The 13233-nt window shown below is 54.5% G+C and carries 8 protein-coding genes and 3 pseudogenes; 7 read left to right on the top strand and 4 right to left on the bottom strand.

Annotation, left to right across the window (positions count from 1 at the left end; genetic code table 11):
- Positions 1-41: 41 nt before the first annotated feature.
- Complete coding sequence (gene nudE / locus HA45_RS16875) at positions 42-608, bottom strand: ADP compounds hydrolase NudE (RefSeq protein ID WP_100701802.1); 567 nt, start codon at positions 606-608, stop codon at positions 42-44.
- A gap of 398 nt (positions 609-1006) precedes the next feature.
- Here nudE and HA45_RS16870 point away from each other — a divergent pair, with 398 nt between their 5' ends.
- From HA45_RS16870 to pckA, 5 genes and pseudogenes are all read left to right on the top strand, one after another.
- Complete coding sequence (locus HA45_RS16870; RefSeq protein WP_100701803.1) at positions 1007-3148, top strand: intracellular growth attenuator family protein; 2142 nt, start codon at positions 1007-1009, stop codon at positions 3146-3148.
- Between the two features lie 51 nt (positions 3149-3199).
- On the top strand, positions 3200-3868 hold the full coding sequence (gene yrfG, locus HA45_RS16865; RefSeq protein ID WP_100701804.1) for a GMP/IMP nucleotidase: 669 nt from the start codon (positions 3200-3202) through the stop codon (positions 3866-3868).
- A 13-nt stretch (positions 3869-3881) separates the two neighbouring features.
- On the top strand, positions 3882-4283 hold the full coding sequence (gene hslR, locus HA45_RS16860) for a ribosome-associated heat shock protein Hsp15 (RefSeq protein ID WP_100701805.1): 402 nt from the start codon (positions 3882-3884) through the stop codon (positions 4281-4283).
- Between the two features lie 25 nt (positions 4284-4308).
- Positions 4309-5181, top strand: coding sequence for an Hsp33 family molecular chaperone HslO (gene hslO, locus HA45_RS16855; RefSeq protein ID WP_100701806.1), 873 nt, complete (start codon positions 4309-4311; stop codon positions 5179-5181).
- A gap of 271 nt (positions 5182-5452) precedes the next feature.
- Positions 5453-7071 (top strand): annotated as a pseudogene (pckA, locus tag HA45_RS16850) (phosphoenolpyruvate carboxykinase (ATP)).
- Positions 7072-7132: 61 nt separating this feature from the next.
- Here the strand turns inward: pckA and envZ are convergent.
- Both envZ and ompR read right to left on the bottom strand, forming a co-directional pair.
- A pseudogene (gene envZ, locus HA45_RS16845) lies at positions 7133-8493 on the bottom strand (two-component system sensor histidine kinase EnvZ).
- A complete protein-coding gene (gene ompR, locus HA45_RS16840) occupies positions 8490-9209 on the bottom strand; it encodes an osmolarity response regulator transcription factor OmpR (RefSeq protein ID WP_100701809.1) in 720 nt (239 codons plus the stop codon). The pseudogene envZ and the gene ompR overlap by 4 nt, the downstream one beginning before the upstream one ends.
- A gap of 513 nt (positions 9210-9722) precedes the next feature.
- Between ompR and yjbE the strand changes: the two genes are divergently transcribed.
- On the top strand, positions 9723-9965 hold the full coding sequence (yjbE, locus tag HA45_RS16835; RefSeq protein ID WP_100701810.1) for an exopolysaccharide production protein YjbE: 243 nt from the start codon (positions 9723-9725) through the stop codon (positions 9963-9965).
- Positions 9966-10088: 123 nt separating this feature from the next.
- Here the strand turns inward: yjbE and greB are convergent, their stop codons facing one another.
- Complete coding sequence (gene greB / locus HA45_RS16830) at positions 10089-10577, bottom strand: transcription elongation factor GreB (protein WP_100701811.1); 489 nt, start codon at positions 10575-10577, stop codon at positions 10089-10091.
- A 204-nt stretch (positions 10578-10781) separates the two neighbouring features.
- On the opposite strand from greB, the pseudogene HA45_RS16825 reads away from it, so the two are divergent.
- Positions 10782-13113 (top strand): annotated as a pseudogene (locus HA45_RS16825) (Tex family protein).
- Positions 13114-13233 lie beyond the last annotated feature (120 nt).

Below are 13233 nucleotides of genomic sequence, written 5' to 3'. Positions count from 1 at the left end.
CGGCGCATCTGCCGGCTTTTTTATTTGCGCGCAACGATCAGCTAGTACGTTAAACGCCCCTGCTTCACCAACCATTCACGCACCAGGAACAGCGCACTGACATTACGAGCTTCACGGAAATCCGGTTCATCCAGCAGCGCCAGCAAATTATTAAGCGGCCAGCGGCGGACGATTAACGGCTCAGGCTCATCCCCTTCCAGCTTCTCTTCATATAACCCTTCAGCCACTACAATGTTCATTTTGCTGGAGAAGTAAGAGGGCGCCATCGTGAGTTTACCCAGTGCTTCCAGATGTTTGGCGCCGAAACCAGCCTCTTCTTTTAGCTCACGGTCAGCCGCCTCAAAAGCGCTTTCGCCAGGATCAATTAACCCTTTCGGAAAACCCAGCTCATAGCTTTCCAGCCCTACGGCGTACTCCTGAATCAGGATGACGTCATCACCGAGGATCGGCACGATCATGACCGCTTCACGGTCGGAAGGCTTCATACGTTCATACACCCGGCGTGCACCGTTACTAAAAGCGAGATCAACTGCTTCAATAGTAAATAAGCGGGAGCGGGCCACCGCTTCCACGTTGAGGATGTCAGGTTTTTTCATAGGTACTTTCATATCAGCCTCAAACTTAGCACTACCTTGTGAATCGCGATGACGCCAGCATACCGAAGCCCGAAGCAATGTGCGACACGCAGCGAGTGGAAAGCAGGATGACACATATTTGCTTACGCCTGCTAACAACATCTTGTTATCTATACACTTAAATTTTCACAATAAGTCAACGGGGTTTTGTTAAATTCAGAAAATACCGATATTTAATTGAGTGTTGTATGGTTAACATCCCATTAAGGAATAATCTAATAAATTATAATTCAATGATTTTGTGCGTTATTTTATCTGAGTTTTTTTCTTGTAAGAATGACTTCCGCTCGCCAAAATTGACGGGTATTGATGGTTTTACCGGGAGTACATCTTAAACGTGAAGGCAGATTTTTGGCTGGACTGAGCATAGCATGAGCACTTTTATTATCATTCTGGCTGTCATGCTCGCCTGCTCATTAGTAGCAGGGGTTGGCTATTGGTACGCTATGCGGCATCGTCCGCCGTTGGCGAAACCACTGCCGTTCATCAGTCCGCCCTGCCGTAAGCTGACCGATGAAGAGCGCCGTGCCGTCGAAACGTATATCGCGTCACTGGCCAAACAACGGCAGCAAAGTTCTGTCCGCTCCACAAAGAAGTCGCGTGAAACGGAAGCTCTGACGCTCACCGCGCAAAGCAATAACGTTTACCCCGTCACCCGTTCCATCACCCGCTATGGCCTCTCAACCGATGATGCGCATCAATGGCGCTACTACCTCGATGAGGTGGAAGTGCATCTGCCCCCACTGTGGGAACAGTACATCGCCGAAGAGAACTATGTTGAGCTGATTCGAACGCAAACATTGCCGCTGGTGATCTCGCTCAATGGCCACTCTTTAGTCAACTACGCCGTTGAGCAACCTGCACTGCCGCCGCTGGTGCGATCCATGTCGACTAACGCCTCCATTCGCAAAGAAGAGAGCGAAAATGTCGAGTTGCTGCAGGTGCGTAAAGAGACCCCCGATGAGTATCGCCTGTCGCGCCCGGATGGCACGCGCGAAGCCGTAGCGATCTGCATTGCCTTCCTGCTGTTTTTCCTCAGTCTGGTGCTGCCCGGCAGCCTGATGTTGTGGATTGCCCTGCCCGCTTGCGCCATCATCGCGGCAAGCCTGTGGATGCTTTACCGTTTCCCAGGAGAAAAAGGGCTGCGTGATGTGCACTGCCTGCGCGGCGCGCCAAAGCGCTGGGGTCTGTTTGGTGAATCCAATCAGGAGCAGAGCAACATCTCGCTGGGCATTATCGATTTAGTTTATCCATCGCACTGGCAGCCGTATGTGGCGCACGACTTAGGTCAGGTGACGGATATCGATATTTATCTTAACCGTCAGGTGGTGCGCCAGGGTCGTTTCCTCTCCTTACACGATGAAGTGCGTAATTTCCCGGTTCAACGCTGGCGCAGAAATCTGGTGCTGGCGTGCGGCTCACTGCTGGTGCTGGTGATGTTGTTCACCTGGATTCCCCTGAGTATGCCGATCAAGCTCAGCCTGGCGTGGGTGAAAGGCACTGAAAGCATTGAAGTCAACAGCGTCGATAAACTCAACGCGCTGCCGTTGCACATCGGTGACAGCTTAAAAGTGAGCGGTACCGGCATGTGTTCCGTGCCCGGCAACTATCAGAGCAACCGCAGCTATGCGTATATGCCGTTCGACTGCTCAGCAATCTACTGGAACAATGCGGTGCCTTTGCCGCAACCGCAGTCAGACATTATTGATAAAGCTGCTGCCTTGCGTGATACCACCACGCGTCAGCTGCATCCCGAAACCAATACCGATCCCAAACTCAACCCGCAGCTGGCCTCCGCGATTCAAAAATCGGGCATGATCCTGCTGGATGATTTCGCCGATTTGGTGCTGAAAACGCAGGACCTGTGTAGTCAGCAGCAGGACTGTGTGCGCCTGAAAAATGCGCTGGTGAACCTGGGTAATGCGAAAGATTGGGATTCACTGATCCACCGCGCTGACTCCGGCAAGCTCAATGGCATGAATGTTCTGCTGCGCCCGGTCAGTGCAGAAGCATTGGAAAACCTGGTGAATACCGCAACGTCCACCTTCTTCTCGCGTGAAACGCGCCGCGCGGCGGAAAACCTCAACAGTCCCCCGCCGGGTGGCTTCCTGATTATCAGTGATGAAGGCCGTCAGATGGTGACTCAACCGCAACCCTCGGTTTCGCTGTTTGATCTGGATGCGCCGTCGCAATGGCGTGAACTGCAACGCATGTCGGGCATGCTGCTGCATACGCCGTTCGCCGCCAATGGCATCATCACCAGCATCACGACCGATGCCAACGGTACACGCCATATCGCCTTGCACAATGAACCCGATGCGATGGCGCAGTGGCGCTATCTGGGAACCGCATTGCTGATGCTGGTGCTGATTATCTGTGGCGTAACCAATGGCTTACTGGCACTGCGTCGCGTGCACCGCAATCGCCTGCGCATGGTAGAAATTCAGCAGTATTACGATAAGTGCTTCAACCACAATCTGAGCACTATGCAGAGCGTGCGCTCGCTGTTCTGAGCCCTTCCCTTCTGTGCTACCCTGTCGCCCTATTTTTAGGTCGGGGGAAGTATGACGATGACGCTTAACTGGTCCGAGATCGATACCGTGTTGCTGGATATGGACGGCACGCTGCTCGATCTCGCCTTTGACCGCCACTTCTGGCTGGAACACGTACCCGAAACGTTGAGCTGTGAGCGCGAAATCACTCTGGCCGAAGCGCATCAGCTGATCCAGCAAAAATATCAAGCCGTGGTGCATACGCTAAACTGGTATTGTCTTGATTACTGGTCGCAAGAACTCGCCTTAGATATTCGCGCCATGACGTGGGAAAAGCGTCACCGTGCGGCGATGCGTGAAGACACGCTGCCGCTGTTACAGGCGCTGCGTGCCGCAGGCAAACGCACCATCTTGCTGACTAACGCACATCCCTACAATCTTGAGGTTAAGCTGGAGCAGACCGGTTTGGCTGCCCACCTTGATTTATTACTTTCCACCCATACCTTTGGGTATCCGAAAGAGGATCCACGTCTTTGGCAGGCTGTGCAGCAGCAAACCGCATTCGACAGTGCACGCACGTTATTCATTGATGACAGCGAAGCGATACTTGATGCGGCAGCACGCTGGGGCATTCGCTTGTGTTTAGGCGTCAGCAATCCGGATTCTGGTCGGCCCGAACAATCTTTCCAGCGTCATGCTGCGGTGCGAGATTATCGCCAGTTGTGTGAAACGCTGCGCTAAAGCAGGAGCCGCAATGAAAGAGAAAATCAGCGAAGGCGTCCGACTCGACAAATGGTTGTGGGCGGCGCGTTTTTACAAAACCCGCGCGCTGGCTCGCGAAATGGTTGAAGGCGGTAAAGTGCATTACAACGGCCAGCGCAGCAAACCGAGTAAAATCGTGGAATTGCACGCCGAGCTGTCACTGCGTCAGGGAAATGATGAGCGCACCGTAGTTATCACCGCCGTCAGCGATCAGCGTCGCCCGGCAACGGAAGCGCAAACCATGTATGTGGAGACAGCAACCAGTATTGAGAAGCGCGAGAAAACCGCGCTGGCCCGCAAGATGAATGCGCTGACCATGCCGCACCCCGATCGCCGCCCGGATAAGAAAGAGCGCCGCGATTTGATGAAATTTAAATTGTCGGGCGATAAATAAACGTCGCCCCCACGAGAGAAATACTATGTCTGTTCAAGATCAACTGCACCGTTACCTGTTTGAAAATGTCGCCGTACGTGGCGAGCTGGTCAACGTTTCCGAAACCTGGCGCGAAGTCGTTAAAAATCATGACTACGCCGAGCCGGTAAACATTTTGCTGGGCGAATTGCTGGTCGCCACCAGCCTGTTAACTGCAACGTTGAAATTCGATGGCGATATCACCGTTCAGCTGCAGGGCGATGGCCCGCTGACGTTGGCGGTGATTAACGGCAATAACAAGCAGGAATTGCGTGGCGTAGCCCGCGTGAAGGAAGACGCTGAAATCGCGCCGGGAAGCAGCCTGAAAGAGATGGTCGGTAACGGCTATCTGGTGATCACCATTTCCCCGGAAAAAGGCGAACGCTACCAGGGCGTGGTCGGTCTGGAGGCTGATACGCTGGCGGGCTGCATTGAAGATTACTTTATGCGCTCTGAGCAGCTGCCAACCCGCCTGTTTATCCGCACCAGCGATAAAGGTGCCGCCGGTATTCTGTTGCAGGTGCTGCCAGCGCAAGAGCCCAACCCGGATGACTTCAATCATCTGGCTACGCTGACCGAGACGGTGAAGAGCGAAGAACTGATCGAACTGCCCGCGACCGATGTGCTGTGGCGTCTTTATCATCAGGAAGAAGCCACCGTGTTTGATCCTACGCCAGTCAGCTTTAAATGCACCTGTTCGCGCGAACGCTGTGGCGAAGTGCTGAACACGCTGCCGATCGAAGAAGTGGACGAAATCCTTGAAGAGGATGGCAAAATCGATATGCATTGCGATTATTGCGGTTCGCATTATGTTTACGATGCGGTGGATATTGCGGCCATTCGCAATGCTCCGACCAGCAACAGCGATCAAGTGCACTAAGTTCCCCTACGGGCGGTTATGCCGCCCGCATTCCTGTCAGGAATGTATTCATCACTTTTCCGCTAAAATTAACTACTTCAGACTGACTTTAGTTTATTAACTGGCGGATTCCTCTGCTTGTCACGTTCCAGCTCGCATTTTTAACTCTCTTCACTTTTACACCCTGCTCAGACGTGTACACTGCGCGCGATCTGCCCTGCCCGGCTATGCACGACAGGACGCAGAATCCCTCATAAAAATGCTATGAAGCACCGATTTAAGGAGCAGCCACATGCGCGTTCACGGCCTGACATCGCAAGACCTCGCCGCTTTGGGCATCAGCGGCACCACAGAAGTGGTGTACAACCCTGACTTTACTACGCTGTTTCAGGAAGAAACCCGCCCGGAACTGGAAGGTTATGCGCGAGGCACCCTGACTCAGAGCGGCGCCATTGCCGTGGATACCGGCATCTTCACTGGACGCTCGCCAAAAGATAAGTACATCGTGCGCGATGACACCACGCGTGACACTTTGTGGTGGAATGACGTTGGCAACGGTAAAATGACAATCAGCCGCTGTCGCAGGAAACCTGGCAGGCGCTGAAAGATCGCTGTACGGCACAACTCTCTGGCAAACGCTTATTTGTCATCGACGCCTTCTGCGGTGCGAATCCCGACACCCGCCTGAGCGTGCGCTTCGTGATGGAAGTGGCCTGGCAGGCGCACTTCGTCAAAAACATGTTTATCCGTCCAGATGACGCCGAGCTGGCGTCGTTTAAGCCCGATTTCGTGGTGATGAACGCCGCGCAGTGCACCAATCCAGACTGGCAGGCACAAGGTCTGCACTCTGAGAACTTTGTCGCCTTCAACCTCACCGAGCGCATGCAGCTGATTGGCGGCACCTGGTACGGCGGCGAGATGAAAAAAGGGCTGTTCGCCATCATGAATTACCTGCTGCCGCTGAAAGGTATTGCCTCAATGCACTGCTCGGCGAACGTCGGCAAAGCGGGAGATGTTGCGGTGTTCTTCGGCCTGTCCGGCACCGGTAAAACCACGCTGTCCACCGATCCCGATCGCCAGCTGATTGGCGATGACGAGCACGGCTGGGATGACGATGGCGTGTTTAACTTTGAAGGCGGCTGCTACGCCAAAACCATCCATCTCTCTGAGAAAGCCGAGCCGGAAATCTACCGCGCTATCCGTCGCGATGCGCTACTGGAGAACGTGGTGGTGCGGGCGGATGGCAGCGTTGATTATGCCGATGCCGGCAAAACCGAAAACACGCGCGTGTCTTATCCGATTGAGCATATTGAAAATATCGTGCAGCCGGTTTCCAAAGCGGGCCATGCTCAGCGCGTGATTTTCCTCACTGCCGATGCTTTTGGAGTACTGCCGCCGGTTTCACGCTTAACGCCAGAGCAAACGCAATATCACTTCCTGTCAGGCTTTACTGCCAAGCTCGCCGGGACTGAGCGCGGTGTCACTCAGCCAACGCCGACCTTCTCTGCCTGCTTTGGCGCAGCCTTCCTGACGCTGCATCCAACCCAATATTCCGATGTGCTGGTGAAGCGTATGGAAGCGGCAGGTGCAAAAGCGTATCTGGTTAACACCGGCTGGAATGGCAGCGGCAAGCGTATTTCGCTGAAAGACACCCGCGCGATCATCAATGCGATTTTGGCGGGTGAACTGGATGACGTGGAAACAGAGACGCTGCCAGTGTTTAACCTGCAGATGCCAATCTCACTGGCTCAAGTGGAGGATGCGATTCTTGATCCGCGTCGCAGCTGGCCGGATGAGGCCGCATGGCAGCAAGCCGCGCAGGGGCTGGCACAACGTTTTGTCACTAATTTTGAGAAGTACACCGATAACGATGCCGGTAAAGCGCTGGTGCAGGCTGGCCCGCAGCTGTGAGAAAGATGTTGAGGCGCACCTGAGTGCGCCTTCGGGTGGCTTAGCAGCCACCCGACAACATTCATACGTTGTGATGACTACTGATCAATGCCGTACCGCTACTTTCCGGAATCGGTAACCACGCGCGAATGCGTAATCCACCCGGCTCGCTTTCACCTATCTCCAGCGATCCCTCATGCGCATCAATAATACGCTGCACAATCGCCAGGCCTAAACCGGTGCCACTGGTACTGCGTGCACTGTCACCACGGACAAAGGGCTGGAACAGATGCTGCAACTGGTCGGGCTTAATACCCGGACCATCATCTTCCACCTGGAACCAGGCGCGATTAAGTTCCTGACCGCTGCTGACCTTGATCCAGCCGTTGCCATAGCGCGCTGCGTTGACCACCAGATTCGCCACCGCACGCTTAATCGACAGCGGATTGATATCCAGCATCAACTCTTCCGGCATCACCGCGTTTTCAATCTCGCGCTCATAGCCACTCTCTGCGGCGACCACTTCACCTAACACACCATTAAGATCGGCGCGTTCGGTCTGCATCTCCTGGCCCGTGCGCAGATAATCGATGAACTGCTCGATGATGGCATTGCACTCTTCGATGTCTTTGTTAATCGACTCCGCCAGATAGCCATCCTGTTCACTCATCATCTCGGTGGCGAGGCGAATGCGTGTTAAGGGGGTGCGCAAATCATGGCTCACACCCGCCATCAGCAGCGTACGATCATCGGCGAGCTGCTTAACACCTGCGGCCATCTGATTGAACGCACGCGTCACTGAACGCACTTCCGATGCGCCATACTCGCGCAATGGAGGCGGAATGATGCCTTTACCGACCTGAAGCGCTGCATGCTCCAGGTCGACCAGGGGTCGATTCTGAATACGAATAAACAGCCACGCCCCGCCAATCGCCAGCAACATAATCGCCAGGGTATAGCGGAACAGCGGAGAGAAATCGCCTTGATGAATTTCGGTCAGCGGCACGCGCACCCAGATGTCTGGCGACAACCAGGTTTTCAGCCAGACCACAGGAGAATTCTTGTTAACCTCGACACGGACATCGGTCGGGCCACCAAGCTGTTGCGCCATCTGCTCGCTAAGGAACTCGTAATGCTGTGCCCAGCGCAGGCCGCTCTCTTCGGCCGCCGCGTTGGTGTACAACGAAATACCCAGTTCACGATAAATTTCTCGCCGGAATGCCGGTGGCACTTCCAGCTGCGTCCCATCTTCCAGCTGCAGCCGATCGGTCATCAGCATACGCACTTCGTAGGCGAGGACTTTATTGAACTGCTGCAAGCTCGGAAGAATGGCGAAATTCAGCACCACCAGATAGGTCTTACCAGGCTGACAAACAGCAAGGTAACGATCAATAACAAGGTGCGGGCAAACGAACTGCGAGGAGAGAAGCGCAATCGCCTCATGCTTTATTGCCGTCCGGAACGAAGACGTAGCCAAGACCCCAAACGGTCTGAATGTATCGTGGATGGGCCGGATCTTCTTCTACCATGCGGCGCAGACGTGAAATCTGCACATCGATAGAACGCTCCATCGCACTGTATTCACGGCCACGCGCCAGGTTCATCAGCTTATCGCGTGATAACGGTTCACGCGGATGGCTCACCAGTGCTTTCAACACGGCAAACTCACCGCTGGTTAACGGCATCGGTTCATCTTCACGGAACATTTCACGCGTACCGAGGTTCAGCTTGAACTTACCGAAAGCGATAACCGCTTCTTCCTGCGAAGGAGCACCAGGCAGTTCATTGGCCTGACGGCGCAACACAGCACGGATACGCGCCAGCAACTCACGTGGGTTAAACGGCTTAGGAATGTAATCATCGGCACCGATTTCCAGTCCAACAATACGATCCACTTCTTCGCCTTTTGCCGTGACCATGATGATTGGCATTGGGTTGCTCTGGCTGCGCAGACGACGGCAGATGGACAAGCCATCTTCGCCAGGCAACATCAGATCCAGCACCATTAAGTGGAATGATTCACGGGTCAGCAGACGATCCATCTGCTCGGCGTTGGCGACACTGCGCACCTGAAAGCCCTGCTCGGTGAGATAGCGTTCGAGCAGTGCGCGCAAACGCATATCATCATCGACGACCAGAATTTTGTAGTTCTCTTGCATGTTCAACTCCCAAAGGCGCCATTGCCTGAGCCAATATTGTGTAAAAAAGATGCCCGAGTGTGACAGTTATTAATGGTTTATATTCTAGCCGAAATTGTTACAAAGCATATTAAACAGCAGCTTATATTTAATTTAAGCCTTGAAATGCGCGTTGTCTCGCGCTTTTTATCGGGGTTTTCCAGCCGCTTAGCGCTAATCCGAAAATTTCAGCGTTTTTCTTCCCGCATCTGGTTCATTTCAGCGCTGGACGCACGCCATCATGGTATTCCGGGCCATTTGGCTTAAGTCGGCAGGCCAGAATAGCCTGATACCGCCATCAGGGCAGCATAATATCTGGCACTTTCTCTCTTCCGCGCAGATCTGCTCTCGGAACAATACGCTCTGCTGGCTAATCAAGACCAGCGTTAAATAAAGTCAGATTAATCAGTCAGTAATCTACTCTTTCTTCTCGCAGAACGATCTCAGAAACTGCAAGGGTTCCTGCTGACATTGCGCATCTTTGGAGAGAGAAAAATGAAAAAAACTGCGGTCTTGCTGAGTGCACTGGTGCTGGCCAGCCTTTCTCAGGCTCATGCGGCCACCAGCGCGGGCGAAGCGGCTGGCGCACAAGCCTCAACCACCGCCAAGGGCAACTCAGACGCCATCGGCGTGGGTGCGGTTGGCGCTTTGCTGGGTGTGGCATTGGCGACCATGGGCGGCGGTGACAAAGGCACCAGCAGCACATCCACCACCACCGCGACGACCCCTGGCAAATAATCCGAACGTTTAAGGCGCGGCAAGGCTGCGGCGCTTTCCCCTTTTACTGCCAGCCCTTTTCGCCACCGGAGAATAAGTCGCACCCAAGGCTTTTTTACCCAAGCCATTATTCTCCGCCTCTTTTTACTCTGCGTCTTTGACGTACCTGATGCTGTTAACAAACCAGACTTTTTGCCCTTCCGGCGTGTTAACCACCACTTCGTCATCCACCTCTTTCTTGATTAATGCACGCGCCATCGGTGAATCAATCGAGATGTACTCTTTCATCGCCTCACCGTAAATCTCATCGGGCCCGACAATACGAAATCGCTTTGCCTCGCCCTGCTCGTTCTCCACTTCAACCCATGCGCCAAAGAACACCTTTCCTTCCTGCTGCGGCGCATAGTCGACAATTTTCAGATCGGCGAGGCACTTGCGCAGATAACGCACGCGGCGATCGATCTGGCGCAACAGACGTTTGTTGTAGGTGTAATCCGCGTTTTCCGAACGATCGCCAAGGCTGGCAGCCCAGGAAACAATTTTGGTGATTTCCGGACGCTTTTCGTTCCACAAATGGTCGTGCTCGGCACGTAATTTGTTATAGCCTTCGCGGGTAATCAGTTGGGTTTTCATAACGTCTACTCGTGGTAACAGTGTTTCGATGCAGCAAAGAGGCCAACAATAAGCGACTGCTTTGCTATCAGCAAGGTGTGCGCCGCGATGTGCGTGCTGCATTCAGAAAAAGACGGAATCGCCTGTCCCCGGCTGGCAATTTGCTGCCCCAATCCGTATAACTGTCCCCTATTTTCCAACCCTGTGTAAGCATTGTTAATGATGATGAAAGATTCACTGAGCCAGATTATCGCAAGTGAGCTGAAGGCACGCGCCGACCAGGTTGACGCCGCCGTTCGCTTGCTGGATGAAGGGAACACCGTGCCGTTTATCGCACGTTATCGTAAGGAAGTGACCGGTGGACTGGATGATACCCAGTTGCGGCTGTTGGAAAGCCGTCTCGGCTACCTGCGTGAGCTGGAAGATCGCCGCCAGTCAATTCTGAAATCCATCGACGAGCAGGGTAAACTCACACCAGAACTCGCCACGGCCATCAACGGCACGCTGAATAAAACCGAGCTGGAAGACCTGTATCTGCCGTACAAGCAGAAACGTCGTACTCGTGGCCAAATCGCCATTGAAGCCGGCCTGGAATCGCTGGCTGACACCCTGTGGACCGATCCTTCACAGGATCCCGAGTCGCTGGCTGCAGGTTATGTTGATGCCGATAAAGGCGTTGCCGACGTCCGTGCCGCGCTGGACGGTGCACGCTATATTCTGATGGAACGCTTTGCCGAAGACGCCTCGCTGCTGGCGAAAGTGCGTGATTATCTGTGGAAGAATGCTCACGTCGTATCACGCGTGGTGGAAGGCAAAGAAGAAGAAGGCGCGAAATTCCGCGACTACTTCGATCACCATGAAGCACTCAGCTCCGTCCCTTCACACCGCGCCCTGGCGATGTTCCGTGGTCGCAACGAAGGCGTGCTGCAACTCTCTCTGAATGCCGATCCCCAATTCGAAGAAGCGCCACGTGAAAGCCACGGTGAAACCCTGATTGCCGATCATCTGCAGCTGCGTCTGAATAACGCCCCCGCTGACAGCTGGCGTAAAGCGGTGGTGAGTTGGACCTGGCGCATCAAGGTGCTGCTGCACCTCGAAACCGAGTTGATGAGCACCATCCGCGAACGCGCTGAAGACGAAGCGATCAATGTCTTTGCCCGCAACCTCAACGATTTGCTGATGGCAGCCCCGGCGGGTATGCGCGCCACCATGGGACTCGATCCGGGCCTGCGCACCGGTGTCAAAGTCGCGGTGGTGGATGCCACCGGCAAACTGGTGGCGTTTGACACCATTTATCCTCATACCGGACAAGCCGCCAAAGCCGCGTCATCCGTGGCCGCCCTGTGCACCAAATATCAGGTTGAACTGGTGGCTATCGGTAACGGCACCGCATCACGTGAAACCGAGCGCTTCTTCATCGACTTGCAGAAGCAGTTCCCGCAAATCAACGCGCAGAAAGTGATTGTCAGTGAGGCCGGCGCATCGGTCTATTCGGCATCGGAACTGGCCGCGCTGGAATTCCCGGACCTGGATGTTTCCATTCGCGGCGCGGTCTCCATTGCCCGTCGCCTGCAAGATCCGCTGGCCGAGCTGGTGAAAATCGATCCGAAATCCATTGGCGTAGGCCAGTATCAGCATGACGTTAGCCAAAGCCAGCTGGCGAAAAAGCTGGATGCGGTGGTCGAAGACTGTGTGAACGCCGTGGGTGTCGATCTGAATACCGCCTCAGTGGCATTGTTGACGCGCGTAGCAGGGTTAACCCGCATGATGGCGCAAAACATTGTCAGCTGGCGCGACGAGAATGGCCGCTTCCAGAACCGTCAGCAATTGCTGAAAAGTCAGCCGGCTTGGCCCTAAAGCGTTTGAACAGTGCGCGGGCTTCTTGCGCATCAATCACGGTGATAATCCACTGGATGCCTCAACGGTGCACCCGGAAGCCTATCCTCTGGTCGAGCGCATTCTGGCCGCGACGGAACAGGCGCTGAATGAGCTGATGGGCAATCCTGGCGGCCTGCGCAACCTCAGCGCGCGCGATTTTACCGACGAGCGTTTTGGCCTGCCAACCGTTACCGACATCATCAAAGAGCTGGAGAAGCCAGGTCGCGATCCGCGTCCGGAATTCAAAACCGCGCAGTTTGCCGAAGGCGTTGAAACGCTGAACGATCTGCTGCCGGGCATGATTCTGGAAGGCGCAGTGACCAACGTCACCAACTTTGGTGCCTTTGTCGATATCGGTGTCCATCAGGATGGACTGGTGCACATCTCTTCGCTGTCGGATAAGTTCGTCGAAGATCCCCATCAGGTGGTGAAAGCGGGCGATATCGTCAAAGTGAAGGTGATGGAAGTGGATATGCAGCGTAAGCGTATCGCCCTCACCATGCGTCTGGACGAGCAGCCCGGCGAGAGCAATGCGCGCGGCGGTAATAACCGCAGCAGCGGCAAAGAGAATGCGCGCCCCGCGGCGAACAACAAAGCACGCGGCAAACCGGCCAATTCGTCAGCTGGCAACAGCGCCATGGGCGATGCACTGGCCGCCGCATTCGGAAAAAAACGTTAAGTTCCTGCCCTGAATCACGCGCGGAAGCTATCTTGCTTCCGCGCGTTTAAAGTTGAAAAATCCCTTCCCGCGTCTACGCTGAAAAAATCCGTGTGAAAAAATGACCTTCCGCGTGGCCCA

It is taken from the genome of Pantoea rodasii (assembly GCF_002095465.1).
GTDB classification, from domain to species: Bacteria; Pseudomonadota; Gammaproteobacteria; order Enterobacterales; family Enterobacteriaceae; genus Pantoea; species Pantoea rodasii.
The sequence above is the reverse complement of the archived record's forward strand: the minus strand, read 5'-3'. Positions and strand labels throughout refer to the sequence as shown.

Coding starts and splice junctions, on each gene's coding strand:
- nudE (WP_100701802.1), bottom strand. CDS start 608: ATGAAAGTACCTATGAAAAAACCTGACATCCTCAACGTGGAAGCGGTG.
- HA45_RS16870 (WP_100701803.1), top strand. CDS start 1,007: ATGAGCACTTTTATTATCATTCTGGCTGTCATGCTCGCCTGCTCATTA.
- yrfG (WP_100701804.1), top strand. CDS start 3,200: ATGACGATGACGCTTAACTGGTCCGAGATCGATACCGTGTTGCTGGAT.
- hslR (WP_100701805.1), top strand. CDS start 3,882: ATGAAAGAGAAAATCAGCGAAGGCGTCCGACTCGACAAATGGTTGTGG.
- hslO (WP_100701806.1), top strand. CDS start 4,309: ATGTCTGTTCAAGATCAACTGCACCGTTACCTGTTTGAAAATGTCGCC.
- ompR (WP_100701809.1), bottom strand. CDS start 9,209: ATGCAAGAGAACTACAAAATTCTGGTCGTCGATGATGATATGCGTTTG.
- yjbE (WP_100701810.1), top strand. CDS start 9,723: ATGAAAAAAACTGCGGTCTTGCTGAGTGCACTGGTGCTGGCCAGCCTT.
- greB (WP_100701811.1), bottom strand. CDS start 10,577: ATGAAAACCCAACTGATTACCCGCGAAGGCTATAACAAATTACGTGCC.